Raw genomic sequence first — 25,537 nt, 5'->3', positions numbered from 1 at the left:
GCGCCCCGTGTTGTGCCGGGGTTGTGCCCGCTGCGGGTGACTCCTACGCGCGTTCAGTCAGCGCGGTGCTCGTGGTGCTCGTGCAGCCCCGGCCAGTCCTCCGGGCCGCCGCCCTGCCACTCGACCAGGTCGCTCGACTCGACGTCGGTCACGTACAGGTCGGCCAGCCGCAGCAGCTCGGCCACGTCGTCGACGTGCGAGGCGACGCCCAGGGTCTCCTCGCCCGAGGTGACCCGGCGGGAGCCGTCGAGGGCGGGGGAGTGGACGACGATGTGCGGACGCTCGGGCGGGTGTGCGGTTGCCATGCCTCCAGGCTGCTGCGCGGGAGGAGAATCCGCACCCGGTGAACGCCGAGCAGCGCCGGATGCGGGACCGTCCGCATCCGGCGCTGCTCGGCCGGTGAAGGTTCTCGGTGCGAGGCGTCTTCACGTGGTGCCCGTCCGGCGGCGCGAGGCTGGGCGCGACAGGTCGTTCGCGCCGCCGGACGGAGTATGTGGGGCCTCTCGATCACGAGAGGCGGGTGGCTGGGACCGCGGCGGTGCGACGGACCGGGACGGTTCCTCCCCTCAGGTCGTAGGAGGAACGTCCTTGCCCTTCACCACCGCACTGGCTCGCAGGCCGCCGCGGTCCTCGCCCTGCCCGCGCCGGCACCTGGCGGTCACCCCTCATCCGGGCCGCTTCGGTGCCTGCGCGGGCCGCGCACACGGTCCCGGCCTCCCCGCCGGGTCCCGTGCGCGAGCCGGTGGATCAGTCCTCGCGCAGGGCGCGGACCGCCTCCTCGACGCGCTTGCCGTACTCGGGGTCGGCCGCGTGGAAGTGCGCGAGGTTCTTCTCCACGACGTCGTTGCGCGAGACCTGGGACAGACCGCCGGCGAGGTTCGCGACCAGGCGCTGCTTCTCGTCCTCGCTCATCAGCCGGTACAGCGCACCGGCCTGCACGAAGTGGTCGTCCTTGGTGTGCAGCGGTGCCTCGTGGGTGCCGGTGTGGCCGGACACCGCGAGCGGGGCCGCCAGCGGCGTGCCGGTCTCGGCCGGGCCGTCGTAGGAGTTCGGCTCGTAGTTCTTGGCGTACCGGCCCTGCGGGTTGGCCGCCATCAGACCGTCGCGGCCGTAGTTGGCGGCGCCGCCGGGCACGGCCTTCGGGGCGTTCACCGCGAGCTGGGTGTGGTTGACGCCCAGACGGTAGCGGTGCGCGTCCGCGTAGGCGAACAGGCGGCCCTGGAGCATCTTGTCGGGGGAGGGACCGATGCCGGGGACGAAGTTGTTCGGCGAGAACGCGGCCTGCTCGACCTCCGCGAAGACGTTGTCCGGGTTGCGGTCGAGCACCAGCCGGCCGACCCGCTTGAGCGGGTAGTCGGCGTGCGGCCACACCTTGGTCACGTCGAACGGGTTGAAGCGGTAGTTCGCCGCCTCGGCCACCGGCATCAGCTGCACGTGCAGCGTCCAGGACGGGTACACGCCCCGCTCGATCGCCTGCACCAGGTCCGTCTGGTGCGAGGTCGGGTCCTCGCCCGCGAGCTTCGCGGCCTCGTCGGCGGTCAGGCAGCGGATGCCCTGGTCCGTCTTGAAGTGGTACTTGACGAAGAAGGACTCGCCCTTGGCGTTCGTCCACTGGTAGGTGTGCGAGCCGAAGCCGTCCATGTGGCGGTAGGACGCCGGGATGCCGCGGTCGCCCATCAGCCAGGTGATCTGGTGCGTCGCCTCGGGGGAGTGCGCCCAGAAGTCGAAGACGTTGTCCGGCTCCTGACGGCCCGTGAACGGGTCGCGCTTCTGCGAGTGGATGAAGTCCGGGAACTTGATCGGGTCCTTGATGAAGAACACCGGGGTGTTGTTGCCGACGAGGTCGTAGTTGCCCTCCTCGGTGTAGAACTTCAGCGCGAAGCCCCGCGGGTCGCGGACCGCGTCCGCGCCGCCGAGCGAGTCGGCCACCGTGGAGAAGCGCAGGAAGACCTCGGTGCGCTTGCCGACCGTGTTCAGGAAGTCGGCGTGGGTGAAGCCGCTGACGTCGTCGGTCACCTCGAAGTGGCCGTAGGCGCCGGAGCCGCGGGCGTGCACCACGCGCTCCGGGATGCGCTCGCGGTTGAACCGGGCGAGCTTCTCGATGAGGTGCTGGTCCTGGATCAGGAGGGGGCCGCCGATGCCGGCGGAAGCGGAGTTCTGGTTGTCGGCGACCGGGGCGCCGGACTCGGTGGTGAGCACGCGCTGCGACATCGTGGACCTTCCGTGGCCTTGCAGACGAGGGTTCAGCGGAAACATCTAGTGGAAACTCGTTTCCGCTTCGTGGAGCCTAGATTTGGGACTGTGGCACGTCAACAGTTTGTTGAAGTGGGTTCCGGGCGGCGCCGCCGCTCGGGCGCGACATGACAGGTGTCAGCGGCGGCGCCACCCGGAGGTCTCGGGGCGGGTGCCTCAGACCTGGGCGCCGGAGAGGCGCTCCACGGCCCGCAGCAGGGCCGAGTGGTCCAGGCCGCCGTCACCCTGGGCGCGCAGCGAGGCGACCAGCTGGGCCACCACGGCGCCCACCGGCAGCGCGGCGCCCACGTTGCGGGCGGCGTCGGTGACGATGCCCATGTCCTTGTGGTGCAGGTCGATGCGGAAGCCCGGCTTGAAGTCGCGGCCGAGGAAGTTGTCCTTCTTCCGGGTCAGCACGGTCGAGCCGGCCAGGCCGCCGCCCAGGACGTCCAGGGCGGCCTTCAGGTCCACGCCGGACTTCTCCAGGAAGACCACGGCCTCGGCGCACGCCTGGATGTTGACGGCGACGATCAGCTGGTTGGCGGCCTTCACGGTCTGGCCCGAGCCGTGCGGACCGCACAGCACGATGGTCTTGCCGAGCGCCTCCAGGAGCGGCTTGGCCTCGTCGAAGTCGGCCTGCTCGCCGCCGACCATGATGGACAGCACGGCCTCGATCGCGCCGGCCTCGCCACCGGAGACGGGGGCGTCCAGGACGCGGATGCCCTTGTCCTTCGCGGCCTTGGCGAGGTCCACCGAGGTCTGCGGGGTGATCGAGGACATGTCGACCAGCAGCGCGCCGGACTTCGCGTTCTCCAGGATGCCGTCGGGGCCGTAGGCGATGGCCTCGACCTGCGGCGACGCGGGCACCATGGTCACGACGACGTCGGCGTCGCGGACGGCCTCGGCGATCGAACCGGCCACGTTGCCGCCGGCGGCGGCGAGGCGGTCCAGCTTCTCCTGCTCCAGGGTGAAGCCGGTGACCTGGTAACCCGCCTTGATCAGGTTCTCGGACATGGGCGAGCCCATGATGCCGAGACCGATCCAGGCGACCTTGGGGAGCGTGCTCATGATGGGTACCTCTCTGGAAAATCTCTGAAGAAATTCTGCGGGTGGCGCTCAGCGGGCCGCGCGGGCCCCGGCCGGCAGCCAGGAGAAGGACTGGGCGCTGGGGTCGTCGCCGGGCTTGTACTCCAGGCCGACCCAGCCGTCGTACCCGGCCTTCCTCAGCCGGTCGAGCAGGTCCTCCAGCGGGAGGGAGCCCGTACCGGGGGCGCCGCGGCCCGGGTTGTCGGCGATCTGCACGTGGCCGGTCTTGGCGGCGTACGCGTCGATCACCTGCGGCAGGTCCTCGCCGTTCATGGACAGGTGGTAGAGGTCCATGAGGAACTTGGCGTTGCCGAGACCGGTGGCCTCGTTGACCTGGTCCACGACCGCGATCGCGGCCGGTGCCGACACCAGCGGGTACAGGGGCGACTCGGGCTGGTTGAGCGCCTCGATCAGCAGGACCGCGCCGATCCGGTCGGCCGCGCGGGCGGCGAGGATCAGGTTCTCCAGCGCGAGCCTGTCCTGCTCGGCCGGGTCCACGCCCTCGACGCGGTTGCCGTACAGGGCGTTGAGCGCCGTGCAGCCCAGCGACCGGGCGAAGTCGGCGGCCACGTCGATGTTGGCGCGGAAGCGCTCCGACTCCTCACCGGGGATCGACAGCGCGCCCCGGTCGGGTCCGGGCAGCCGCCCGGCGTAGAAGTTCAGGCCGGTGAGCTGGACGCCGGCGTCCTCGATGGCCGCCTTGAGGGCGTCGAGCTCGGACCGCTCGGGGGTGGGCGAGTCGATCCAGGGCCACCACAGCTCGACCGCGGTGAAGCCGGCCGCGGCGGCGGCCGCGGGGCGCTCCAGGAGCGGGAGTTCCGTGAAGAGGATCGACAGGTTGACGTTGAAGCGCTGGTCTGCGAAGCCCATCGGGTGCCGCGCTCCCTTCCGTTCGAGGGTGTTTCCGTATTACGGAAGTTCGTTTCTGCTTGATGGAAGGTTGCCCGGCGAGCGCGCCTGTTGTCAAGAGGGGGCGGCGCAAAGCGGTCACCCCGCGTTAGGTTGACCGCGTGCGATTGAGAGTGGAGTTCACGACCGAGCCCTTCGACCTGGACGAGGCGCCCGCCCACGCGGTGGTGGCCCGGGAGGTCGTCGAGGCCGCCGAGCTGGACGCGGTCGACGTCGGTCCCTTCGGCAACACCGCCGAAGGCGGCGCCGACCAGGTGCTCACCGCCGTGGACGCGCTGCTGCGCCGCTCCCTGGAGGCCGGTGCGACCCGGATCTCGCTCCAGGTCAACGTGGTCGGAGCGGGCGCCGAGGGAGAGGGCGAGCGGTGACCGGTCCCGCCGAGGAGCCGTTCATCGCGGCCGTCAAGCCCCTGGTCGACGCCATGGGCGGCGAGATGCTGCCGCCGGACGAAGCGGGTCTCGAGGACGTCGTGCTCTCCTGGGAGGGTGCCGACGTCGTCGCCGTACGCCTGCCCCAGCTCGCCGACTCCCTCGACCACATCCTGGCCGCCATGGAGCGCCGGCAGGGCAGGCCCCTGGCCGACCTGGACCGCAGGACCAAGCAGGAGGTCGTGCGCGCCCTGGAGGCCCGCGGCGCCTTCGCCGTACGGCACGGCGTGGAGACCGTCGCGAGCGCCCTCGGCGTCAGCCGCTTCACCGTCTACAACTACCTCAACCGCGAGAAGGGCACCTGACCTGCACGGTTCCCCCGCACCTCCAGCCGCCGCCCGGTAACCGGGCGGCGGCTTTTCTGACCCCGAATTTTCAACAAAGTGTTGACGGCTTGTTTCCGAGGGCGTTAGCTATCGGCACGCCCGCTCAGCACAAGGCCACGGAGGCTCCCGTGACGTCCACTTCCGCGTCGGGCCTGGCCCGTTTCAACACCCTCGAGGAGACCGCGGCACTCGCGGAACTCCACGAGGCGTGCGCCGCCACGGCGTGGGCCCGGCACCTGCTCGCCGCCCGCCCCTTCGCCACCGCCGAGGACCTGTACGCCGCCAGCGACGCCGCCATGGCCGAGCTGACCGCCGAGGACCTCGCCGAGGCGATGGCCGGACACCCGCCGATCGGCCGCCCCAAGCCGGGCGATCCGACCTCGTCCCGCGAACAGGCGGGCATGGCCGGCGCCGCCGAGGAACTCAAGGCGGAGATGCTCGAACTGAACCTGGCCTACCAGGAGAAGTTCGGCCACGTCTTCCTCATCTGCGCCACCGGCCGGACCGGCGAGCAGATGCGGGACGCCGTCAAGGAGCGGATCGGCAACTCGCCGGAGCAGGAGCGGGAGATCGTCCGCACCGAACTGGGGAAGATCAACCGCATCCGCCTGACCCGACTCGTCGAACAGGACGCCCGACCATGAGCACCAGCACCACCGCCTCCGTGTCCACGCACATCCTGGACACCAGCGTCGGCCGCCCCGCCGGGGACGTCGCCGTCCGCCTCGCCGCCCGAACGGGCCGTGAGGCGGACTGGCAGGCACTCGGCGGCTCCGCGACCGACGCCGACGGCCGGTGCAAGGACCTCCCGGCCCTGCCGGAGGGCACCACCCACGTACGGCTCGACTTCGACACCGAGACGTACTTCGCCAAGAAACAAGCCGCGGCCCAGCAGGACGCCCCCGCGCTCCGGGACAGCGAGAACGGCCGGCCCGTGTTCTTCCCCGAGGTCACCATCACCTTCGCGGTGGTGCCCGGCGAGCACTACCACGTTCCGCTGCTGCTCAACCCGTTCGGCTACTCCGTTTACCGAGGGAGCTGACCGAATCATGACCCGTTTCGTCCTGGGACAGAACCAGTACGGCAAGGCAGAGAACCGCGTCGTCAAGATCACGCGTGACGGCGACACGCACCACATCAAGGACCTGAACGTCTCCGTCGCCCTGTCCGGCGACATGGAGGAGGTCCACCGCAGCGGTTCCAACGCCAACGTCCTGCCGACCGACACCACCAAGAACACGGTGTTCGCCTTCGCCAAGGAGCACGGCATCGAGAGCGCCGAGGACCTCGGCGTCAAGCTCGCCCGCCACTTCGTGGACAACAACGAGCCGATCCACCGGGCCCGCATCCGCATCGAGGAGTTCGGCTGGGAGCGGATCGAGACGTCGAAGGGCGGCGCCCGCTTCGTCGGCGCGGAGGAGATCGCCCACTCCTTCGTCCGCACCGGCCAGGAGACCCGCGTCGCGCAGATCACCTACGACGGCCACGGCATCCAGGTGCTCTCCGGCTTCAAGGACCTGACCGTCCTGAACTCGACCAACTCCGAGTTCTTCGGCTACCTGAAGGACAAGTACACGACCCTCAAGGAGGACTACGACCGGATCCTCGCCACCACCGTCTCCACCTGGTGGCGGCACAACTGGGACGGCGTCGACTCGCACGCCCCCGACTGGGACCGCTCGTACAACGGGGTGCGCAAGCACGCGCTCCAGGCGTTCGCCGAGACCTACTCGTACTCGCTCCAGCAGACCCTCTTCGAGATGGGTGTGCGGGTGCTCAACTCGCGCGACGAGGTCGACGAGATCCGCTTCTCCATGCCCAACAAGCACCACTTCCGCTCGGACCTGTCGCCCTTCGGGATCGACAACGAGGCCAAGGACGGCGCCGTGTACTACGCCGCCGACCGCCCCTACGGCCTGATCGAGGCCACCATCCTGCGCGACGGCGCCGAGCAACTCATCCCGGTCGACATGACCAACCTCTGACGCGGGACGCGCGCCACCGGCCCGGCCGCTCGGGCCGGCGGCGCGTCACACCGGAGGGAACACCATGGCACAGCCTGCAACGGAGCCGGCGAAAGGCTCAAGTTCCACCCCGTCACCGGAGCACACCGAGGACGCCGTCACGTCCGTGCACCCGGTCGACGAGAAGCTCCACCCCTCGCGGCTCGTCCCCGCCGCACTCCAGCACATCGCCGCCATGTACGCGGGCGTTGTCACTCCTCCGCTCATCATCGGCCAGGCCTGCGGACTCGACATCGAGGGCCGCACCCGGCTGATCGCGGCCTCGCTGCTCATCGCGGGCGTCGCCACCCTGCTCCAGACCCTCGGCGTCAAGGGCTTCGTCGGCAACCGCCTGCCCTTCGTCAACGCCGCCTCCTCGGCCGGCATCGCGCCCATCCTCGCCATCGTCGAGACCAACGCGAAGGGCAGCCAACTCCCCGCCGTCTACGGTGCGGTGATGGTCGCCGGTGTCTTCTGCCTCGCCGTCGGACCGTTCTTCGGCCGCTTGCTGCGCTTCTTCCCGCCGCTGGTCACGGGCGTCGTCATCACCCTCATCGGCGTCACGCTGATGCCGGTCCCGGTCGGCTGGGCCCAGGGCGGCGACAAGACCGCCGCCGACTTCGGCTCGATGCGCAACCTCGCGCTCGCCGCCTTCACCCTCGCGGTCATCCTCGTCATCCAGCGCTTCGGCCGCGGCTTCGTCAAGCAAGTAGCCCTGCTCTTCGGCCTGTTGATCGGCACCCTGGCCGCCATCCCCTTCGGCATGGCCGACTTCGGCGCCCTGAAGTCCGCGCCGGTCGCCGCGCTGCCCACGCCCTTCGCCTTCGGCGCCCCCGAGTTCCAGCCCGCGGCCATCCTGTCGCTGTGCATCGTCATGCTGGTCCTGATGACGGAGTCGTCCGCCGGCATGCTCGCCCTCGGTGAGATCTGCGACCGCCGCGCCGACGCCAAGGTCATCACCCGCGGCCTGCGCACCGACGGCCTCGCCACCCTGGTCGGCCCCGTCTTCGGCGGCTTCCCCACCTCCGCGTTCGCCCAGAACGTCGGCGTCGTCTCCCTCACCCGGGTGCGCAGCCGCTACGTCGTCGCCGTCGCCGGCGCCACCCTGCTGGTCCTCGGCGCCTTCCCGGTCCTCGGCGCGGTCGTCTCGCTGGTGCCGATGCCGGTGCTCGGCGGCGCGGGCATCGTCCTCTTCGGCTCCATCGCGGTCAGCGGCATCCGTACGCTGTCCGAGGCCGGACTCGACGACAGCTCCAACATCATCCTGGTCGCCGTGGCGCTCGGCGCGGGCATCATCCCGCTCGCCGCGCCGACCTTCTACGCCGAGTTCCCCGCCTGGGCCCAGACCGTGCTGGGCTCCGGCATCAGCGCCGGAGCGATCGTCGCGGTCGCCCTCAACCTGTTCTTCCACCACCTCGGCACCCGGAGCCGCCACCCGGTTCCGGCACTCAAATCCTCCTAGGGTCCTGCCGTGCCCTCCCCGTGGGTACTCGACTCCCCGCCCACGGGCCCCACCGAAAGGCAAGGAAGCAGCATGGCAGCATCATCGGCACCCGAACGCACCGTCATCGAGAACTGTGCGATCGCCACCGTGGACGCGGGCGGCACCGAGTACGCCTCCGGTCACGTCGTGCTCGCCGGCAACCGCATCGAGTCCGTCGGCGCGGGCGGGGCACCCGAGGACCTGGACAACGTCGTACGCCGGATCGACGCGACCGGCCACCTGGCCACCCCCGGACTGGTCAACACCCACCACCACTTCTACCAGTGGCTCACCCGCGGCCTGGCCACCGACCACAACCTGTTCGACTGGCTGGTCGCGCTGTACCCGACCTGGGCGCGCATCGACGAGCCGATGGCCCACGCGGCGGCCCAGGGCTCGCTGGCCATGATGGCCCGCGGCGGCGTCACCACCGCCGCCGACCACCACTACATCCACCCGCGCGGCGCCGGTGACCTGTCCGGCGCGATCATCCGCGCCGCACGCGACATGGGCGTCCGCTTCACCCTCGCCCGCGGCTCCATGGACCGCGGCGAGTCCGACGGCGGGCTGCCGCCCGACTTCGCGGTGGAGAGCCTGGACGACGCGCTCACCGCCACCGAGGCCACCGTCCGGGAGCACCACGACCCCTCCTTCGACGCGATGACCCAGGTGGCCGTGGCCCCCTGCTCGCCCTTCTCCGTCTCCACCGAACTGATGCGCCAGGGCGCAGAGCTGGCCCGCCGGCTCGGCGTGCGGCTGCACACCCACGGCTCGGAGACCGTCGAGGAGGAGAAGTTCTGCCACGAGCTGTTCGGCATGGGCCCGACCGACTACTTCGAGTCCACCGGCTGGCTCGGCGAGGACGTGTGGATGGCGCACTGCGTCCACATGAACGACTCCGACATCGCCGCCTTCGCCCGCACCGGCACCGGCGTCGCCCACTGCCCGTCCTCCAACGCCCGCCTGGCCGCGGGCATCGCCCGGGTCCCCGACCTGCTCGCCGCCGGCGTCCCGGTCGGCCTCGGCGTCGACGGCACCGCCTCCAACGAGTCCGGCGAACTCCACACCGAACTGCGGGGCGCCCTGCTGATCAACCGCCTCGGCGCCCACCGCGAGGCCGCGCTGAACGCCCGCAAGGCGCTGCGCCTGGGCACGTACGGCGGCGCACAGGTCCTCGGCCGGGCCGCCGAGACCGGCTCCCTGGAGCCGGGCAAGCTCGCCGACCTGGTGCTGTGGCGGATGGACACCCTCGCCCACTCCTCGATCGCCGACCCGGTGGCCGCCCTGGTCCTCGGCGCCCCCGCCCCGGTCACGGCGTCGTTCGTGAACGGACGGCAGATCGTCGAGGACGGCAGGCTGCTCACGGTCGACGAGGACGCCGTCGCCCGCTCCACCCGGGACGAGGCACGGCGCCTGGCGCGGACCGCCGCGCGGGGCTGAGCCGGAAGCCGCCGAACACCGCACAACAGAACACCACTTGATCTCCGGCCGGGAGGGACGGCTCCCGGCCGGTAACCGTGGACCCGAGCGGGGTCCACGGTGGCCTACTCCGGGGTGTGCGCCCCTGCGCGCACGCCTCGGAGCGGTCGCCCGTTCCCCCGAACGGTCCGTCCCGGTCCCGCACGACCACCACTAGCTCCACCTCCCTGACACCCACGTCAGAGCCGACGTGTAAACGACCGGAGGAACGCCGCCGTGGCCGACCACCCTGTTGACGAGAAACTCCCGCCACTGAAGATGGCGACGACCGGCCTGCAACACGTGGCCGCCATGTACGCCGGGGTCGTCGCCCCGCCCCTGATCGTCGGCGCGGCCATCGGCCTGAGCGCCACCGAGCTGACCTTCCTCACCGGCGCCTGCCTGTTCACCGCGGGCCTGGCCACCTTCCTCCAGACGCTGGGCATCTGGAAGATCGGCGCCCGGCTGCCCTTCGTCAACGGCGTCACCTTCGCCGGTGTCGCCCCCATGACCGCGGTCGTCGCCTCCACCGACGACAAGTCCGACGCGCTGCCGATCATCTTCGGCGCGGTCATCGTCGCCGGACTCCTCGGCTTCGTCGCCGCCCCCTTCTTCAGCAAGGCGATCCGCTTCTTCCCGCCGGTCGTCACCGGCACCGTCATCACCCTGATAGGCATATCCCTGCTGCCGGTCGCCTTCGGCTGGGCACAGGGACCCAGCCCCACCGCGGACGACTTCGGTTCGGCGACCAACCTCGGCCTGGCCGGGATCACCCTCGCCATCGTCCTCTTCCTGCGCCGCTTCACCCGCGGCTTCGTCAAGCAGATCGCCGTACTCCTCGGCCTGATCGCGGGCACGCTCGTCGCCATCCCGTTCGGCGTCACGGACTTCGGCCCGGTCGCGGACGCGGACGTCGTCGGCTTCCCCACGCCGTTCCACTTCGGCGCCCCGCAGTTCCAGATCGCCGCGATCATCTCCATGTGCGTGGTGATGGTGGTCTCGATGACCGAGTCCACGGCCGACATGCTCGCCCTCGGCGAGATCGTGGACCGCCCGGCCGACGAGAAGACCATCGCGGCCGGACTGCGCGCCGACACCCTCGGCTCCGCCCTCAGCCCGGTCTTCAACGGCTTCATGTGCAGCGCCTTCGCCCAGAACATCGGCCTGGTCGCGATGACGAAGATCCGCAGCCGGTACGTCGTCGCGGTCGGCGGCGGCTTCCTGGTCCTGATGGGGCTGTGCCCGATGGCGGCCTCGCTCATCGCGGTGGTCCCGCGCCCGGTCCTGGGCGGCGCCGGCGTGGTCCTCTTCGGTTCCGTCGCGGCCAGCGGCATCCAGACCCTGGTCCGGGCGAGCCTGGACAAGGACAACAACGTCCTGATCGTGGCGGTCTCCCTGGCCGTCGGCATCATCCCGATCGCGGCGCCGGAGTTCTACCACTCGTTCCCGGAGAACGCGCGGATCATCCTGGACTCGGGCATCTCGACCGGCTGTGTGGCCGCGGTCCTGCTCAACCTGGTCTTCAACCACATCGGCGGGCGGGAACGGGACGCGGAGGACGTCACCCACCCGATGGAGGCGGGCGACGAGATCACCGAGGCGTCCCGGGCCGCGGCGATGCCGTGACGCCGGGAGCCCCGCCGGGGCTCCATCGCTGTCCGGTGACGGGACGGTTCGTCCCGGGCGACCCGCCGTCCGCGCGGTGTGCCGCCCGGGACGAACCGTCCCGGCGGTGTGCCGTCCGGGACGAACCGGCCCTCTCCATGTCACCGGCGCCTCACCGGTTCCGACCCTCCCGACACTGCAGGGCGGCCGTGGCGATCGTCGCCGCCACCCGGAAGGCGGGCCGCTGCCCCTCGACCGAGGCCCGCGCGGCCTATGACACCGAGCACCGGCCCGAGCCGGCGGACGCCCGACCCGGCACCCCTCGGCCTACAGCCCGAACAGCTCCGGCCGGGCCGCCAGTTCCTTGAAACGCTGCCGCGGGTCCGGCACCAGCCTGCGCTCGCGCAGGTCCATCAGCCCGCCGACGCCCTCGACCTCGGCGGCGACCGTGCCGTCCGTCTTGGTGATGAGCTGCCGGATCCGGAAGGTCTTGCCCGTACCCCACTCGAAGGCGCAGGTCACCGTGACCTCGTCACCGGCGAGCAGCTCCCGCTGGAACCGGATCGTCGTCTCCAGGGCCACCGGCCCGACCCCGCGGGCGACCAGGTCCGCCTGCCGGATCCCGGCCGCCTCGAGCATCGACCAGCGGGCGTGCTCGGCGTAGTTCAGGTACACCGACTGGTTCAGGTGGCCCTGGGTGTCGGTCTCGTACCCGCGGACGCTCACGGGAACGGAGAACGGTTCGCTCACGGCTGCTGCCTCTCCTCGCACACGTACTGACGCACCGATCCTGACACGCCGGTGTCACACCTTCCGCGGGGAGGCCAGCAGGAAACGGGCCCGCGTGCGCGGCTCGGTGTGCTCCCCGGTCTGCCAGCCGGCCCGCGCCAGCGTCGCCGCGCACTCCCGCAGCGCGCCGCCGTCGCCTTCGTACACCGCGACCGCCTCGGGCTGCGGCGTCGCCCGCACCCGGTACCCGTCCGCGCCGTCCGGGCTGGCCGGACGGTGCCCGGCCGCCTCCAGGGCGAGCGCGGCGGCCCGCACGAGATGCGACCGCTCCCACGCACAGGGCCGGTCCGTGTTCCCGTCGGGATGCGTCATCCGGCGCAGCTCCAGCAGCCCCTGCCAGGCGCCGCGCACCTCGCGCAGCCGCGCGGGCCCCGCGTCGCCCGGCGCGGCCTCCTCCCCGCCGACCCGCGCGGCGAACACACCGTCGGCGGCCGGGACTTCGGCGGGCTCCGGCGGCTTCGGCCCTTCCGGCGCGTCGGCCGCCTCCCGTGCCCGGTGCCCCGCCGGGGTCAGGAAGTGGTCGTGCGGCGGGCGCGGATGCCGGAAGGCGAGGCCCCGCCTCACCAGCGCCGCGAGCTGGGCCTCCGTACCCTTCAGGCGTCCGGTGACGGGATCGGCGGCGGCGATGACACGCCGCTGCGCGGCGGTCGGCGACAGGGCCACGGCGTCCCTCCTTCCCTCATCGGTCACGCCTTCGAAGGCTACGACGGAGGTCTGACATTCCAGGCGGCGATCACCGGCCGCCCGTGCTCCGTCCCCAGCCGGCACAGCGTCCCCGTACCCAGCTGGAACAGCGCTCCGTGCGAGGGCGGAAGGCCCAGGTGCCGGGCGGTCAGGACGCGCAGGAAGTGCCCGTGCGCCACCAGCACCACGCACCCCTCGGTGTTGGCGAACGCGGCCTCCACCGTGGCCAGCACCCGGTCGGCCCGCTCACCCACCTCCTCGGGCGTCTCCCCGGGATGGTCCGGCGGCCCGGGCGCGACACCGTCCGTGAACAGGAACCAGTCCGGCCGGGTCCGGTGGATCTCGACGGTCGTGATCCCCTCGTAGCCGCCGTAGTCCCACTCGTGCAGGTCCGGCTCGATCCGCACGTCGTGCAGGCCGATCAGCTCGGCCGTCTCCCGGGCCCGCTGGAAGGGGCTGACGAAGGCCGCCCCGATCCGGTGCGACCGGATCAACGGCACCAGACTCCGCGCCTGCTCCCGCCCCTTCTCGGTCAGCGGGACGTCCGTCAGCCCGGTGTGCCGACCCGAACGCGACCACTCGGTCTCACCGTGCCGAACCAGAAAAAGATCACCCATGCCCCCAGGCTACGGCGGGCACGCCGTTACTGGCGGTAGCCGCTCAGGAAGCGTCCGATGCGCCCGATCGCCGCCTCCAGGTCCTCCGCGTGGGGCAGGGTCAGGATGCGGAAGTGGTCGGGGGAGGGCCAGTTGAATCCCGTCCCCTGCACCACCTGGATCTTCTCCCTGAGCAGCAGGTCGAGGACGAAGCGCTCGTCGTCGTGGATCCGGTGGACGGCCGGGTCGATCCGCGGGAAGGCGTACAGCGCGCCCTTGGGCTTGACGCAGGAGACGCCGGGGATCTCGTTGAGCTTCTCCCAGGCCACGTCCCGCTGCTCGTGCAGCCGCCCGCCGGGGGCCGTCAGCTCGCGGATGGACTGGCGGCCGCCGAGCGCGGCCTGGATGGCGTACTGGGCGGGCGCGTTGGCGCACAGCCGCATGGAGGCCAGCATGGTCAGGCCCTCCAGGTAGTCCTTCGCGTGCTGCTTCGGCCCCGTCACCACCAGCCAGCCGGAGCGGAAGCCCGCCACCCGGTAGGTCTTGGACAGTCCGCAGAAGGTCAGCACCACCAGGTCGGGGGCGAGGGACGCGGCGGAGTGGTGCACGGCGTCGTCGTACAGGATCTGGTCGTAGATCTCGTCGGCGAAGACCATCAGGCCGTGCCGCCGGGCGAGGTCGAGGATGCCCTCGACGATCTCCTTGGGGTAGACGGCGCCGGTGGGGTTGTTGGGGTTGATGATGACGACCGCCTTGGTGCGGTCGGTGATCTTCGCCTCCATGTCGGCCAGGTCCGGGTACCACTCCGCCTGCTCGTCGCAGAGGTAGTGCACCGCCCTGCCGCCCGCGAGGGTGGTCACCGCCGTCCAGAGGGGGAAGTCGGGGGCGGGGATCAGGACCTCGTCGCCGTCCTCCAGCAGGGCCTGTACGGCCATGGAGATCAGCTCGGACACGCCGTTGCCCAGGAAGACGTCGTCCACGTCCACCTCCAGGCCAAGCGCCTGGTAGCGCTGGGCGACGGCCCGGCGGGCGGAGAGGATGCCGCGCGAGTCCGTGTAGCCGTGCGCCTGCGGCAGCATCCGGATCATGTCCTGGACGATCTCCTCCGGCGCCTCGAAGCCGAAGAGCGCGGGGTTGCCGGTGTTCAGGCGCAGCACGCTGTGGCCCGCCTCCTCCAGCGCGTTGGCGTGCTCGATGACCGGGCCGCGGATCTCGTAACAGACCTCGCTGAGCTTGTTCGACTGCCGGAACTCCATGCGCGGCTTCCCCTCCGGAATCTGGTGTTGCTTGGTTTTACCAAGTAGCAGCTTGGAAAGTCCAACAACTTGTCTACACTGCGTCGCATGTCACCACGTCCTCGCCGTAGCTACGACCAGTACTGTTCCGCCGCCCGCGCGCTCGACGCGGTCGGCGACCGCTGGACCCTGCTGATCGTCCGGGAGCTGCTCGCCGGTCCGCGGCGCTACACCGACCTGCACGCCGACCTGCCCGGCGTCAGCACGGACGTACTCGCCTCGCGGCTCAAGGACATGGAGCGCGAGGGGCTGACGACCAGGCGCCGGCTGCCCCCGCCCGGCGCGGCGTACGTCTACGAACTCACCGCGCGGGGACGCGGTCTGCTGCCCGTGCTGGAGGCGCTCGGGGCGTGGGGCGCGGGCGAGCTGGGGGAGCGGCGGCCCACGGACGCCGTACGGGCGCACTGGTTCGCCCTGCCCCTGCTGCGGGCCCTGCGGGAGGCCGGGGCGGCGGAGGGAGTCGTCGAAGTCCGGCTGGAGGAGGGGGACTTCCACCTGTACGCCGACGCGGCGGCCGACTCGGTGGAGGGTCCCGTGTACGGCGACGGGCCCGCGCCCGGGGAGCCCGACGCCCGGCTCGTGCTGGACGCCGTGACGTGCGCGGCCCTCGGCCGCGGCGAGACGGGTCTGCGGGAGGCCGTGCGGGACGGCCGGGTCCGGGTGACCGGCGACGGCACGGCGGCCAAGGCGCTGCGGGAGGGGTGAAACGGCAGGAGGCCCACCGGGAGTGGGCCTCCTGACAACCGGTCAGGCCCCGGGCGGCACCCGGGACGGCCGACCCGAACCACGGGTCAGCGCATAGCCGCCGATGCCCGCGAGCGCGGCCAGTACGGCCCCGATCCCGCTCCACACCCAGCGGTCCGACCACCAGCCCGACGACCAGCCGTCCTCCGGCTCGATCGCGGACAGCACGGCGCCCTTCTCGTCCTCGTCGCCCTGGTCGGCGCCGGAGGTCACCGCGATGCCCGGCACCAGCGGCTCGGCCAGCGAACCGTCCACCGCCGCGGCCCCGCCGATGTCCTTGGAGTCCGCCCGGACCTCGGCGGAGACCGGTACACCGAGGTCGGAGGTGGGCACGTTCACCGCCGTGAGCCGGACGTAGTAGGTGCCCGGCAGCGGGTCGTTGGCCCACGGCTCGGTCCAGGCGCGCACGGTGCGCAGCACGCAGGCCAGCTCGACCGAGGAGGTGCCCGCGTCCGCGGTGCGGGCCTGGGCGCCCCACTGGCAGGCCTGGCGGCGGCGCAGCCCGTCGTACACGTCGACCCGCCAGGTCTGGGCGGCGTGTGTCTCGGGCAGCTTCACCGTGGCCTTCACGGTGGGCCGCTGCCCGGCGTCGGCCGGGAAGGACCAGTACAGGTAGTCGCCCGCGGCACCGTTCGCCGTGGCGACCTGCCCCTGCTCGAACTCGGCCGCCGTCCGGAAGGACGTGCCCGCCGTGGTCGGCGCGTCACCGTCCTGCGCGGGGCTCGCGGAGGGCGAGGAGTCGGCCGCCGCGGGAGCCGCGGCGAGACCGAGCAGCACCACGGCCGTCGTCAACGCTCGGGTGAATCGCATCAGTTGGTCCTCCAGATCGCGAACCGCCAGCGCGAGAGCCAGCCCCACAGCAGACCGGCGACGAAGCCGACCAGCACCAGCAGGCCGAGCAGCCACCAGCCGCGCCCGAGGCCGAAGGCGGCCACGTCGTCGGAGTCGCCCGGGCCGTCCACGACGTCGACGGTCAGCTCCAGCGGCAGACCGGGCGTGGTCTTCACACCGGAGGCGACGGAGAAGGAGTTGGTCACCTGGAGGCACACGGCCTCGGCCGGGGCGTCGTCCTCGTCGCTCTCCGCCTTCGGGTAGCGCAGCCCCGTCGAGAGCACGTCGGTACGGCCGTTGCCCGCCGCCTCACCGCGCACGATCTCCCGGCCGTGCACCGTAACCGCCCGCAGCAGCACCCCGTAGGACGGGTTCACGGCCCGGTCGGCGCCCACGCTCACGGAGGCGCGCAGCTCCTGGCCGGGCTCCACGTCCACCCGGTACCAGCGCTGCTGCCCGAACTCCTCGCGGTCGGTGTACAGCCCCGACTTCAGCGTCGGCGCCTTCGCGCACGCGTCCGCGCCCTCGGTGGCCACCGGCGTCACCACCGGGTCGGCCGCCCGGTCCACCAACTGGTTCACCTTGTCGGTGAGTTCGTCGGTGTGCTCGACCGAGGTGTACGTGCCGCCGGTCGCCTCGGCGATGCAGCTGAGCTGCCGGCGCATCTTGGTGTTCGGGACCAGTCCCAGCGTGTCGATGGTCAGCCCGATGCCCTTGGCGGCGATCTCGCGGGCCACCTCGCACGGGTCCAGCGGGGCGCAGGTGTCCTCGCCGTCGCTGATCAGCACGATCCGCTTGGAACCGTCGCCGCCGTCGAGGTCGTCGGCCGCCTTGAGCAGCGCCGGCCCGATCGGCGTCCAGCCGGTCGGCGACAGGGTCGCCACCGCCGTCTTCGCCTCGGTGCGGTCCAGCGGGCCGACCGGGTAGAGCTGCGCGGTGTCCTTGCAGCCGGTCTTGCGGTCGTCGCCCGGGTAGTCCGCGCCGAGCGTCCGGATGCCCAGCTGCACCTCTTCCGGCGTCGCGTCGAGCACCTCGTTGAACGCCTGCTTCGCCGCCGCCATGCGCGTACCGCCGTCGATGTCCCGCGTCCGCATCGAACCGCTGACGTCGAGTACGAGGTCGACCTTCGGCGCGTCCTCACCCGTGGGTTCACCGGCGCTCGCCCCGGCCGGGAACGCCATCCCGGCCGCCAGCGCGGCGAGCAGTGCACAGGCACCCGCCGCCAGCCGTGTTCTTGTGATCATCGGCGGATCCTATTGATCAGTGCCGCCGGGCTCCAAAACGGCGGGTGTCCGGCGGCGGGCATCCGCCGGACGCGCCGTCAGTTCTCGCCGCCGTTTTCCGTGACAGACGTGAACAACCCGGCCAGCCGGGCCCGGTAGAGGACGGCGACCGTGAAGCCGTCGGTGATCCGGCCGTCGGCCACCATGGCTTCCGCCTCGGCGGCCGGCACCGTGATCACCCGCTGGATCGCCTCGCCCACTTCCGGTGCACCCACCGACTGCACTCGTGCCGCGTAGAGTTCGACGCGGTGCGCACACAGACCGGTGTCGGGGTGGAGCTCACCGAGGGCGGTCACCGCCGTGGGACGCGCGGAGACCTCCTCCGCCAGCTCCCGCGCCACGTTCTCCTCGCCGGTCGCGCCCGGATCACCGAAGCCGCGCACGGCCTCCCAGTGCCGATCGCGGGTGGCGTGCCGGTAGTGCTCGATCAGCACGACCTTCGCCCCGTCGTCGAGGAGCGGCAGCACGACGACGCCGGGGGAGGACTCCGGAGGCGGCAGAAGACGGTCGTACAGCCCGAGCCGGCCGTCGGGGAACCGCACCGGATCGCGTAGGTACCACAGGTAGCGGTTGGCCGACACCACACCGGTCGGGACCGGCCGCAGGGCAGCCCTCGCCCACGCCCGCAGGGAACCCAACGGGCCACGTCGCACCGTCGGGACGGCCGACCGCCGGGCCCTGCGGACCAGCGCGGGGTCCGTCAGGATCTCGATCCCCCCGGGCTCGTTGCGGAACCACTCCGGAACGCGTCGGCGCAGGGCCTCGTACCGGTTCATCGGGCGTTTCGCAGGCAGTGCACGGTACTCCAGCCAAAGCTCAGTAGTCGTTGGGCACGTCGTCGTCCTGGGTGGTGGTGGCGGCGTTGCCGGCCGATCCCGTGTGCGCATCCTGCCGGTAGTCGGGCAGCCGCTGCACCAGGTCGCGGAACTGCCGCCATTCTCGCTCACTCGCCAGCCGTACGGAGGCTATCTCCCGGGCGAATCTCTGCTCCTGTCGCCCGGCTTCCCAGTTGCGCAGCACCAGCTGTACCGAGCCGGTCACCGGACCGGACACCGCGGTCGGCAGGAGAGCGCCGGTCAGTTCCCACAGGCCTGCGCCGCTGATGGCCGAGAACGTGCCCGCGGTAAGGGTGACGACGACCTCGACGACCGGACGCCACCGGTTGGGACGAGCCTGCCTGCGTTCCTGCGCGAGTCTGAGAATCTCCGAGTTGAGCCGGACGTAGCGGTCGAACACCTGCCCTGCGGCGTCGTGGAAGCGGTCTGGAGCCGCGGTCAGCGCTCCGAACGCCCGGATGTAGCTGTTCCAGACGGAGGTCTGCCGCAGCCGCCAGATGTCCTGCAGAGCCAGCGAGTTCACCGCGGCCGGCGTCAGATGGTCCTGAACGGTCGCGAAGGCCTGCCGCCGCAGGAATGTCAGCAGTTGTTCGGGGTCCTCCACGAACCCGGTGGTGGTGCGTGCCTCACGTGCTTCCTGCAACACCACCCGCCGCAGGCTGTCGGCCGGGGTGAGGGGATAGCGTCCCAGAGCGTCGGCAAGGTTGACGTTGTAGATCAGGTCGAGCAGTTGCTTGATCTCCTTGGCGTAGAGCTTGCCGCGGTCGTACCTCCCCTCTGCCACGTTCGACCCGGGGACGGACACGAACTCCTCGTACAGCGTGTTGCGCACCACGGGCTGCCGTCGGACGCTGAGGCTGTTGCTGTGGCTGACCACCTCACCGAGCCGCCTGCCGAAGGCGTCGAACTCCTCGGGCGGCACGCCGACTTGCGAGGCGAGGACATCAATGTTCTTGGCGGTCAGGCCCTGCACCTTCTCGGTGAACGGCTGGAACAGCCGGATCCGGGTGTGCTCCCGGTTCGCCCGGTCGTCGAGCGAGTCGTCCCAGGCCATGCGCACACAGCGGACCCGGTCGGTGCCGGACATGCCCTCCAGCGTCTCCTGCCAGGCGGTGAACCCCTCGGGCCGTACGTGCAGGTGCGCGGGTGGTTCCTCGGCGGGGTGGCGCTCGTTGAGCAGGAACGGCACGATCGCCCCCGAGGCGAGCAGACTGCGGTGCGCCGAGCGGGACTCGCCCTCTTCCAGGAGGTCCCGGCTGATCGCCGCGTTGTTGTAGAAGTAGGCGCGGTTGATCACGACCTGGCTCGCGTTGATGAGGCTGCGGAAGTACTCGGCCCGCACCTCCCTGATGCGTCGGCCGGCGACCTCGTCCAGGGACTGGCCCCGTTCGATCATGTCGGCCGCCAGCCGGGCCGGCACCCACTGGTTGTCCAGCGACTGCGCGATCACCGCGCCCGGTTCCAGTTGATCGGGCCGGATCGGCGTCATCAGGCCGTCACTGCCGTTGGCGTCAGTCATGTCCCGCTCTCACAACCCTCACGTCCGGATGACCCCACAGGGCGTACACCGTAGGGCGCGCCCGCCGCGGCCAGCCCCGGGTTTTCCACGAAGAGCCGAAAATCGGCCAAGCCTTGGCCGTCCGGCCCTTGACGGACCGGCCGGCCGGGCCGGGTCAGCAGGGACCGGTTGCCAAGGGATTGGGCAGCACGGTCCAGATGTCGCCCGCATGTCCGGGCGTCAGCCGCATCACCGTCAGCGCCTTCACCGGCAGCGGTTCCTCCCGCAGGGCCACGACGTCCTCCGTGCGCGGCAGTTCCGGCACCGCCGCCTCCAGGGCCCTGCGCAGGGCCGGGCCCGAACCGGCCGTGGCCGCCAGCGCGCCTCCCACCAGCGAGCCGAACAGCTTCCGGCGCAGCGCGAGCGGTTCGTCGGTCAGTACCCGGCCGGGCAGGCCGTGGGCCGCGAGGCCGTGCCGGGCCAGGCGGGCCGGGGAGACGCGGATGTCGGCCAGGTCGCGGTAGACCAGGCGCAGCGGGTCGCCCGTCGCGGACAGCACGACCAGGAGGTTCTGACCGTGCGCCTCGAGGGCCACGCCCAGCTCCAGCGCGCGCAGCCCGACGGTGAGCGCGAGACGGGCGAAGGCGGCGAGCCACGCGGCGGAACGCGGCAGTCCGGTGGTCGCCAACGCGGCCACCGGGACGACGTGCTCGCCGGGCGAGGCGTACACCTCGGGCGCTTCGCGCAGGACGGCGGCCAGGTCGGGGGAGTGGGCGGTGGCCGCGCCCAGCGTGCGGGTCACGTGGAGCAGGCCGTCCAGACGCGCCGCCAACCGCGCCCCGAACGACGACAGATCGGCCGACGCGGCGATCGAGGCGACCGAGATGTCCCGCACCGAGGACGTCAGCCGGGCACTCAGCGCGGTCTTGACGTGCACCGAGCCGGGCACGGCGAGGGTCCGCAGGGACATCAGCGGATGCGCGGCGGGCCCGGCCCCGTACGACTGCTTGAGCACGTGCGCGGCCTGCCAAGGATGCACCGGGACCAGCACCCGCGCCCCGTCCCGCAGCTCCCCGGGCCACACCCCCGTCACCAGGCACTCCGCCGCCGGGACCGGCATGAGCCCCAGCTCCACCACCGGCCCGTGCTCGGGCCCGTAGGCGAGCTGCTCCGCCACCGAGAAGCCGGGCCGCGCACGGCAGCCGGGGTGGTACGGGTGCCCGTCGACCACCCGCCGCTCCCAGCCCCAGCCGCTGTCCGGCCACTCGTCCGGGTGATTCTCGGGCGCCCCCTCCCGGACCGCCCGGGGCTGTGCCGCGCGCGACAGGGCCAAGGACGCCGCACTGTGCCCGAGTTCGGCGGCGAAGGAGGCCGAGTGCGGTACGGCGAGGTCGGTCAGCAGCCGCTCCGGGTCGTCGTACGCGACCTCGTCCAGCCGTACCACCCGGACGTAGGCGTCCGTGCGGTACGGGTCGGCGGGCGGACCGCTCAGCCGGCGGCCGTCCCGCAGGCGCAGGACGAGCCCGTCCCCGGACCGCTCCCGGCCCTCGACCCACGGCAGCGGTTCGAAGGCGAGGGCACGCCACAGCCGCGACAGCACGGCCGCGCGGGCCCCTGGCCGCTCGGCCGCGAACCGGGCGGCCAGAGCGGGACGGACGGCCGCCAGCTCCTCGGCGACCTCGGCCGCCGCACTGGGGGGACGATGCACGGGCAGGCTCCTCGGGTACGGGTCGGAGTACGCGTACGCGTACGGGTCGGAGTACGCGTACGAGTACGACGTCACGGCGGAGGACCGACGACTGTCATGACGAGAGACATACTGATCGTCTCCGTCCTCTCCGCCATGGACCGACCGTAGGGAACGAGTGGAACGCGTGGATCTCCTGCCCCCGCCCACCGGCGCCGACGCCCCCCTTCCGGACGGCGCCGCCGCCCGGGACGACGTGGCGCGCCGCGCCGACGCCCACGCGGCCGTACCGCTGCTGAACTGCCTGCTGCGCGAGGTGGCCGAACCGCTGCCGGGCCCCGGCGCCCGCCCCGTGTACCTGCTGCCCGGCGGCAGACTGCTGCGGGTGCGACGGGGACGGCGGCCCGCCGAACCGGAGGTCCGCACGCAGGACGGGTGGCACCGGGTCGACCACGCCGAACTGGTGAAGCTCGTCGCCGAGGCCCTGCGCCGGCACACCGGTGTGCCCAACCACGAACTGCCCACCGAGATGACCGACAGCCGCGACGCGGTGGCCGCCCTGCTGACGGCACGCGCGCGTGCCACCCCGCCCGCCGACCCGTACCTCCGCTCCGAGCAGGCCCTGCTCACCGGCCACACCCACCACCCCGCCCCCAAGGCACGCGGCGGCGGCCCGCACGCCGGGTGGCTGCCCTACGCGCCCGAGGCACACGCCCGCTTCCCGCTGACGCTGCTCGCCGTGCGCGAGGACACCGTCGTCGACGAGGGCGACACCGCCGCCCTGGACGCCCTCGGCAAGGCCCCGCCCGGCTACCGACTGCTGCCCGCCCACCCCTGGCAACTGGAGCTGACGGCAGCCGCCCTCGCCCCCGCCTTCGCCGACGGCCGGCTCGTCCGGGTGGGCACGACCGGCTTCTTCGCCTGGCCGACGGCCGCGATCCGCACGGTGTACGCGCCCGAGTACCTCCCCGGCCGGGACCTGTTCCTGAAGTTCAGCCTCGACGTGCGCGTCACCAACGACATCCGCCGCCTGTGGCGCCACGACCTGCTGAGACTGCGCCGCACCGACACGGCCGCCACCGAGGCCTTCGCCTCCCTGGGCCCTCCCGCCGCCTGGCTCGGCGACCGCGGCCACCGCACCGCGGACTTCGCCTTCGAGGAACTGGCCGTCGTCGTCCGCGACGGCCTGCGCGACCACCTCCTGCCCGGCGCGACCCCGCTCCTGGCCGCCGCGCTCGTGGAAGGCTTCCCCGACAGCCCGCTGACCGCCACCGCTGACCCGGCGGCCTGGTGGGAGGCGTACCTCGCCGCCGTCGTGCCGCCCGTCCTGACCGCCTTCGCCGACGACGGCGTCGTCCTGGAGGCGCACCTGCAGAACACGCTGGTCGCCGTGGACGCGACCGGCATGCCGGTGCAGGCCCTCTTCCGGGACGCGGAGGGCGTCAAACTACTGCCGGACACCCCGAGGGCGGCCGGCTGGGAACGCCTGGTCTACTGCCTGGTCGTCAACCATCTGTACGAGATCGCCGCCGCCCTCACCGAACACCACCCGGCCTTCGACCCCTGGCCCGCCGTCCGCCGCACCCTGGCCCGCCACGACCTGCCCGAAATCCCGGCCCTGCTCACCGCCCCGACCCTCCCCGCCAAGACCAACCTCCTGCTGCGCTGGACCGGCGCGGACGGCGCCGACGCCCGCTACCGGCCGCTGCCCAACCCGCTGCGCGTGGCCTGAGCGGCGGCACTCACGCGCCCGGAAATCCCGTGCCGTACCGCTCCCGGGTGGTGCACACTCACCGCATGGCGGACATGGACGCGTTCCGGGACGAGATCGCCCGCTGGGCGGCGGCGGGCGGCGCCGGGGACACGGCGGGTGACCTGGCGGCGGATCTGGTGAGGGATCTCGGCCTGCGGACGGCGGTGCTGCTGGAGGGCCCCAGCGACCTCGCCGCCGTCCAGGCCCTGGCGGCCCGCGAGGACCGCGACCTGACCGCCGAGGGCGTGGCCGTGGTGTCCATGGGCGGCGCGATGAGTGTCGGCCGCTACGCGGGGCTGCTCGGCCCACCCGGCCTCGGCCTGCGCCTGACCGGCCTCTGCGACGCCCGGGAGGAGCCCTTCTACGTCCGCGGCTGGCAACGGGCGGGCGCTGCACGCGACTTCCACGTCTGCGTGGCCGACCTGGAGGACGAGATGATCCGGGCACTGGGCCCGGCGCGGGTCGAGGAGGTCATACGCTCCGAGGACGAACTCCGCCCCTGGCAGACCTTCCTGGCCCAGCCCGCCCAGCACGGCCGCCCCCGGCAACAGCAGTTGCGCCGCTTCCTCAGCACCAGGAAGGGCCGCAAGATCCGCTACGGCGGCCTCCTCGTCGAGGCCCTCGACGGCGCACGGCCACCGGCCCCGCTCGCGGATCTCCTGGCGGGGCTGTGACCGTCGGGCCGCCTCGTGACCCAAACCGTTTGAGCGAGGCGGCGCCCCGCTGCTACGGTCCTGGCGGACCGTGAAGTCGTCGTATGGAGGTGAGCCCCGTGAACGCAGTCACCCGTGGGTGCTCACCCGATCCGTCACGGTCCGACGGCTGACCTTCCGGTGTCGCCAGGAGCGCCCGAGCCCGAGGCACTCCTGGAGGAGGACTCCGATGAACTCAAAGCCCTTCACATCCGGCCCGAGAGAAAACGCCGTGACGATCACGCGCGTCGCGGACCGGCAATGGCACGCACTGGACGACGACTTGGTGGTCGGCCGCGGATATGCGGCGCGCCGGGCCGACGGTCGCCTCTTCGTCAGCATCGACGCCTGGCACGACGCCCCCTTCGACCGGCTCGCCGAGGCGATGCTGGCGGAACTTCCGGCACCGTTGCACACGGTGGTGGACGAAGCCGATGCCGAGCTGACGGCCCGCTGGCTGCGGGCGGGGTTCACGGTCCGCCGCCGCGAGTGGGAGTACGTCGTACCGACCGACCCGCAGGACACAGGGCTCGGCGAGGCCCTGCCGCCTTCCGGCGTGACGATCGTTCCCGCCGGTCAGGCGGACGAGGGTCTGCTGCGGGCCGTGGACCGCGCGATCCGTGACGAAGTCGGCGCGACCGTCGGGTGGCAGTCGATGCCGGCGGAGGTGGTCACCTTCCCCGAGGGCGACACCATCGTCGATCCGTCGAAGTACGCGGTGGCCGCGGCGCCGGACCGCTACCTGGGGCTGATCCGGGTGGTGACGGTGAGAGGACCGCGCATCGGGCTGGTCGCGGTCCGCACCGGCGAGCAGCGCCGCGGCATCGCGCGGGCACTGCTGGCCCACGCGCTGGGGACACTGCACCGCTCGGGGTTCACCGAGGCGCGGGCCGAAGTCCAGGAGTCCCATCACGCGGCATCGGCGCTGTTCGAGGGCATCGGCGCCCGGCCGACGAGCAGCAACCTGGAGCTGGTGCGATGACGAAGCACAAGAACGTCATCGAGGTCGAGGGCAAGGTCGTCGAGTGCCTGCGCAGCGCCATGTTCACAGTTGAGCTCGAGAACGGCCACCAGGTCCTCGCGCACGTCAGCGGGAAGATCCGCAAGAACTACATCAGGATCATGCTGGAAGACCGGGTACTGGTGGAGCTCCCGCCGTACGACTTGACGCGCGGCCGGATCGTGTTCCGGTACCGGAACTAGCGGCAGTCGGGGTCTCTCGCGGCAAGTGGACGTCCCGGTCCCGGTGCGACGCCCCGTCCTGGAAGGAACCCAGGACGGGGCGTTCGGACGTGCGGGGGTGGCGGCGGACCAGCGCC

General features: G+C 72.0%; 26 protein-coding genes. 13 read left to right on the top strand and 13 right to left on the bottom strand.

Features of this window, described 5'->3' with window-relative positions; genetic code table 11:
• Nucleotides 1–53: 53 nt before the first annotated feature.
• The 4 genes from Sru02f_RS27000 to Sru02f_RS26985 all read right to left on the bottom strand — a co-directional run bounded on the left by Sru02f_RS27000 (nucleotide 54) and on the right by Sru02f_RS26985 (nucleotide 4,188).
• Entirely contained in the window at nucleotides 54–305 is a 252-nt protein-coding gene (locus Sru02f_RS27000) for a hypothetical protein (protein WP_109029589.1), read from the bottom strand.
• 442 nt (nucleotides 306–747) lie between these two features.
• On the bottom strand, nucleotides 748–2,211 hold the full coding sequence (locus tag Sru02f_RS26995; protein WP_109029588.1) for a catalase: 1,464 nt from the start codon (nucleotides 2,209–2,211) through the stop codon (nucleotides 748–750).
• A gap of 198 nt (nucleotides 2,212–2,409) precedes the next feature.
• Nucleotides 2,410–3,300: a 2-hydroxy-3-oxopropionate reductase gene (locus Sru02f_RS26990; RefSeq protein WP_109029587.1), complete on the bottom strand. Its 891-nt coding sequence runs from the start codon at nucleotides 3,298–3,300 to the stop codon at nucleotides 2,410–2,412.
• 48 nt (nucleotides 3,301–3,348) lie between these two features.
• Nucleotides 3,349–4,188, bottom strand: a complete 840-nt coding sequence (locus tag Sru02f_RS26985) for a TIM barrel protein (protein ID WP_109029586.1) — start codon at nucleotides 4,186–4,188, stop codon at nucleotides 3,349–3,351.
• Between the two features lie 140 nt (nucleotides 4,189–4,328).
• Between Sru02f_RS26985 and Sru02f_RS26980 the strand changes: the two genes are divergently transcribed.
• From Sru02f_RS26980 to Sru02f_RS26945, 8 genes are all read left to right on the top strand, one after another.
• The gene (locus tag Sru02f_RS26980; RefSeq protein ID WP_167469314.1) at nucleotides 4,329–4,595 is read left to right on the top strand and encodes a hypothetical protein; all 267 of its coding nucleotides are present in this window, start codon (nucleotides 4,329–4,331) and stop codon (nucleotides 4,593–4,595) included.
• Nucleotides 4,592–4,960 carry a helix-turn-helix domain-containing protein gene (locus tag Sru02f_RS26975; protein WP_003972719.1) on the top strand — a complete coding sequence of 123 codons (369 nt, stop codon included), beginning with the start codon at nucleotides 4,592–4,594 and terminating at the stop codon, nucleotides 4,958–4,960. The genes Sru02f_RS26980 and Sru02f_RS26975 overlap by 4 nt, the downstream gene beginning before the upstream one ends.
• 149 nt (nucleotides 4,961–5,109) lie before the next feature.
• Nucleotides 5,110–5,625 carry a 2-oxo-4-hydroxy-4-carboxy-5-ureidoimidazoline decarboxylase gene (gene uraD, locus Sru02f_RS26970; protein WP_164270569.1) on the top strand — a complete coding sequence of 172 codons (516 nt, stop codon included), beginning with the start codon at nucleotides 5,110–5,112 and terminating at the stop codon, nucleotides 5,623–5,625.
• Nucleotides 5,622–6,023: a hydroxyisourate hydrolase gene (uraH, locus tag Sru02f_RS26965; RefSeq protein WP_109029583.1), complete on the top strand. Its 402-nt coding sequence runs from the start codon at nucleotides 5,622–5,624 to the stop codon at nucleotides 6,021–6,023. Before uraD ends, uraH begins: the two co-directional genes overlap by 4 nt.
• A 7-nt stretch (nucleotides 6,024–6,030) precedes the next feature.
• Complete coding sequence (gene pucL, locus Sru02f_RS26960) at nucleotides 6,031–6,966, top strand: factor-independent urate hydroxylase (protein ID WP_109029582.1); 936 nt, start codon at nucleotides 6,031–6,033, stop codon at nucleotides 6,964–6,966.
• A 64-nt stretch (nucleotides 6,967–7,030) separates the two neighbouring features.
• A complete protein-coding gene (locus Sru02f_RS26955; protein WP_109029581.1) occupies nucleotides 7,031–8,446 on the top strand; it encodes a nucleobase:cation symporter-2 family protein in 1,416 nt (471 codons plus the stop codon).
• A gap of 72 nt (nucleotides 8,447–8,518) precedes the next feature.
• Nucleotides 8,519–9,907 carry an 8-oxoguanine deaminase gene (locus Sru02f_RS26950; protein ID WP_109029580.1) on the top strand — a complete coding sequence of 463 codons (1,389 nt, stop codon included), beginning with the start codon at nucleotides 8,519–8,521 and terminating at the stop codon, nucleotides 9,905–9,907.
• A gap of 255 nt (nucleotides 9,908–10,162) precedes the next feature.
• Nucleotides 10,163–11,551, top strand: coding sequence for a nucleobase:cation symporter-2 family protein (locus Sru02f_RS26945; RefSeq protein WP_109029579.1), 1,389 nt, complete (start codon nucleotides 10,163–10,165; stop codon nucleotides 11,549–11,551).
• A 306-nt stretch (nucleotides 11,552–11,857) separates the two neighbouring features.
• Here Sru02f_RS26945 and Sru02f_RS26940 read toward each other — a convergent pair whose 3' ends face one another.
• Genes Sru02f_RS26940 through Sru02f_RS26925 form a run of 4 tightly spaced genes read right to left on the bottom strand, consistent with a single transcriptional unit; the run spans nucleotide 11,858 to nucleotide 14,855 of the window.
• Complete coding sequence (locus tag Sru02f_RS26940; RefSeq protein ID WP_109029578.1) at nucleotides 11,858–12,280, bottom strand: acyl-CoA thioesterase; 423 nt, start codon at nucleotides 12,278–12,280, stop codon at nucleotides 11,858–11,860.
• Between the two features lie 54 nt (nucleotides 12,281–12,334).
• On the bottom strand, nucleotides 12,335–12,982 hold the full coding sequence (locus Sru02f_RS26935) for a hypothetical protein (protein ID WP_373103581.1): 648 nt from the start codon (nucleotides 12,980–12,982) through the stop codon (nucleotides 12,335–12,337).
• Nucleotides 12,983–13,020: 38 nt separating this feature from the next.
• Entirely contained in the window at nucleotides 13,021–13,620 is a 600-nt protein-coding gene (locus Sru02f_RS26930; RefSeq protein WP_109029576.1) for a histidine phosphatase family protein, read from the bottom strand.
• Between the two features lie 26 nt (nucleotides 13,621–13,646).
• Nucleotides 13,647–14,855 carry a pyridoxal phosphate-dependent aminotransferase gene (locus tag Sru02f_RS26925; protein WP_109029575.1) on the bottom strand — a complete coding sequence of 403 codons (1,209 nt, stop codon included), beginning with the start codon at nucleotides 14,853–14,855 and terminating at the stop codon, nucleotides 13,647–13,649.
• 87 nt (nucleotides 14,856–14,942) lie between these two features.
• On the opposite strand from Sru02f_RS26925, the gene Sru02f_RS26920 reads away from it, so the two are divergent.
• Nucleotides 14,943–15,599 carry a winged helix-turn-helix transcriptional regulator gene (locus Sru02f_RS26920; RefSeq protein ID WP_109029574.1) on the top strand — a complete coding sequence of 219 codons (657 nt, stop codon included), beginning with the start codon at nucleotides 14,943–14,945 and terminating at the stop codon, nucleotides 15,597–15,599.
• A gap of 42 nt (nucleotides 15,600–15,641) precedes the next feature.
• On the opposite strand, the gene Sru02f_RS26915 is transcribed toward Sru02f_RS26920, so the two are convergent.
• From Sru02f_RS26915 to Sru02f_RS26895, 5 genes are all read right to left on the bottom strand, one after another.
• Nucleotides 15,642–16,448, bottom strand: a complete 807-nt coding sequence (locus tag Sru02f_RS26915; RefSeq protein ID WP_109029573.1) for a hypothetical protein — start codon at nucleotides 16,446–16,448, stop codon at nucleotides 15,642–15,644.
• Entirely contained in the window at nucleotides 16,448–17,713 is a 1,266-nt protein-coding gene (locus tag Sru02f_RS26910; RefSeq protein ID WP_003972702.1) for a VWA domain-containing protein, read from the bottom strand. Before Sru02f_RS26910 ends, Sru02f_RS26915 begins: the two co-directional genes overlap by 1 nt.
• Nucleotides 17,714–17,790: 77 nt before the next feature.
• Nucleotides 17,791–18,528, bottom strand: coding sequence for an NUDIX hydrolase (locus tag Sru02f_RS26905; protein WP_109029572.1), 738 nt, complete (start codon nucleotides 18,526–18,528; stop codon nucleotides 17,791–17,793).
• Between the two features lie 40 nt (nucleotides 18,529–18,568).
• Nucleotides 18,569–20,107 carry a hypothetical protein gene (locus tag Sru02f_RS26900; RefSeq protein WP_109029571.1) on the bottom strand — a complete coding sequence of 513 codons (1,539 nt, stop codon included), beginning with the start codon at nucleotides 20,105–20,107 and terminating at the stop codon, nucleotides 18,569–18,571.
• A gap of 154 nt (nucleotides 20,108–20,261) precedes the next feature.
• On the bottom strand, nucleotides 20,262–21,794 hold the full coding sequence (locus tag Sru02f_RS26895) for an IucA/IucC family protein (protein ID WP_109029989.1): 1,533 nt from the start codon (nucleotides 21,792–21,794) through the stop codon (nucleotides 20,262–20,264).
• Nucleotides 21,795–21,951: 157 nt separating this feature from the next.
• Here Sru02f_RS26895 and Sru02f_RS26890 point away from each other — a divergent pair, with 157 nt between their 5' ends.
• The 4 genes from Sru02f_RS26890 (at nucleotide 21,952) to infA (ending at nucleotide 25,421) form a co-directional block, all read left to right on the top strand.
• A complete protein-coding gene (locus tag Sru02f_RS26890) occupies nucleotides 21,952–23,505 on the top strand; it encodes an IucA/IucC family protein (protein ID WP_109029570.1) in 1,554 nt (517 codons plus the stop codon).
• 65 nt (nucleotides 23,506–23,570) lie between these two features.
• Nucleotides 23,571–24,200, top strand: coding sequence for a TOPRIM nucleotidyl transferase/hydrolase domain-containing protein (locus tag Sru02f_RS26885; protein ID WP_109029988.1), 630 nt, complete (start codon nucleotides 23,571–23,573; stop codon nucleotides 24,198–24,200).
• Between the two features lie 208 nt (nucleotides 24,201–24,408).
• Nucleotides 24,409–25,200 carry a GNAT family N-acetyltransferase gene (locus Sru02f_RS26880; protein ID WP_109029569.1) on the top strand — a complete coding sequence of 264 codons (792 nt, stop codon included), beginning with the start codon at nucleotides 24,409–24,411 and terminating at the stop codon, nucleotides 25,198–25,200.
• Nucleotides 25,197–25,421, top strand: a complete 225-nt coding sequence (gene infA / locus Sru02f_RS26875; protein WP_109029568.1) for a translation initiation factor IF-1 — start codon at nucleotides 25,197–25,199, stop codon at nucleotides 25,419–25,421. The genes Sru02f_RS26880 and infA overlap by 4 nt, the downstream gene beginning before the upstream one ends.
• Nucleotides 25,422–25,537 lie beyond the last annotated feature (116 nt).

It is taken from the genome of Streptomyces rubrogriseus (assembly GCF_027947575.1).
GTDB lineage: Bacteria > Actinomycetota > Actinomycetes > Streptomycetales > Streptomycetaceae > Streptomyces > Streptomyces rubrogriseus.
This window is presented reverse-complemented; position numbering and strand designations above follow the sequence as displayed.